Source organism: Acidisphaera rubrifaciens HS-AP3, from assembly GCF_000964365.1.
Taxonomy (GTDB): Bacteria; Pseudomonadota; Alphaproteobacteria; order Acetobacterales; family Acetobacteraceae; genus Acidisphaera; species Acidisphaera rubrifaciens.
Genome location: NZ_BANB01000942.1, coordinates 1 through 1,406 on the forward strand (window position 1 = coordinate 1; position 1,406 = coordinate 1,406).

Here is a 1,406-nt window from a genome sequence, read left to right on the forward strand (position 1 = left end):
CGCGCGATCGCCGCCGCCGCCCCCGCCACGTCGAGCGCGGCATAGTCGAGGCCCAGCAGCGGCACCGGGCGCGCCGTCACAACGCGAGCCGCGCCGACAGCAGGCCGACATCGCGGCCATAGCTGCCCACCGTGCCGAGAAAGGCGCTGCGCCCGCCCTGCTGGCTGGTGTGGTCATAGGTCAGCGTGACGTGGACATAGCGCGACACCAGCCACGTGGCACCCAGCCCCGCCGTCTCGGCATACTGATCGCCGCCGCCCTGGAGGAACGCCACCCACTGGAAGCCCACCCGCACCTGCAACAGCAGGTTGCGCAGGTATTCGTGGTCCCAGACCAGGCTCGCCTGCGTCCAGGTATAGCCGGACACCCCCTCCTGCGCCGCGTCCTCGATGGTGCGCGACAGCCGGCCGGTGACGGTTTCCATCCCGTCCGGGTTCCAGATCAGGTCCGCCTCGGCGACGGGCGCCACGTGGTTGCCATAGACGCCCGCGTCGTAATGCCGCGCCGCGACGCCTAACAGCACGCGCCAGTGCCACACCCCGTCGTCGTCGTAATCGAGGCCGGCGAGCAGAGTCGCGCCTTGCGAATCCCGCGTCGGCTGCAACGGCGCGTTGTTCTGATAGGCGGTGTCCGCGCCGCGCAGCACGACGATCGCGCTGCGCAGGTCGGCGAGGTCATAGCGCAAGGTCACCCCGCCCTGCGCCACCACGCGGTCGCGATAGGCCTGCGGCACCGGGATGCCCTCGATCGTCGTCGCGTCGAAGCGGTAATGCTGCAGGTCGGTATCGACCTTCACCGTCAGCGGCCCGTCCGGCAGCGTATAGGCGGCGCGCGCGTCATCGACGACGAAGGCGATCGGCGCGTCGGACGGCAGCGCGCCGAGATCGGTGCGCGCCTGATGCAGCATCAGATGCGCGAGCCCGACCGTCAGGTGCCCCGGCCCGATCTCGATCACCGCCCCGGTCGCGACCGTGTAGTCGGTGGTATCGACGCTCGGGTCCTCGAGATACCGCGTGTCCGTCAGATCGACATAGGCGCCGAGATGGATGCGGTCGTCCTCGCTCGACAGGCTGAGCGAGGGATGCGTGATCTCCACCAGGCTCGGGCGGATGCCGGTGACGCCGGGCGCCGGATTGCTGTCGAAGCCGATGCTCTGCTCCAGCGCCGGCTGCGCATCGAGCATGTCGCCGACCCGCAGGCCGAGCGCGTCGTAGCCGGGCCGCAGGCGGGAGACGACGGTCACCCCCCGCTCGACCCCGTAGCCGGGCAGGCTTGCCGGAAAATACGCCGAGAGATCGTCGGCGGCGGCGAGCCCCGGCGTCGCCGCGAGCGCGGCGGAGAGCGTGCCGCACAGCGCGACCCGTCGCCTCACGGCACCGCCCTCGCCGCCAGCACCGGCCACCGCC

1 protein-coding gene is annotated in these 1,406 nt (G+C 71.4%); it reads right to left on the minus strand.

What is annotated here, in order from left to right; genetic code table 11:
- Nucleotides 1-76: 76 nt before the first annotated feature.
- The coding region (locus tag B8460_RS19255) for an outer membrane beta-barrel protein (RefSeq protein WP_148360721.1) at nt 77-1,406 on the minus strand (1,330 nt) is incomplete at its 5' end.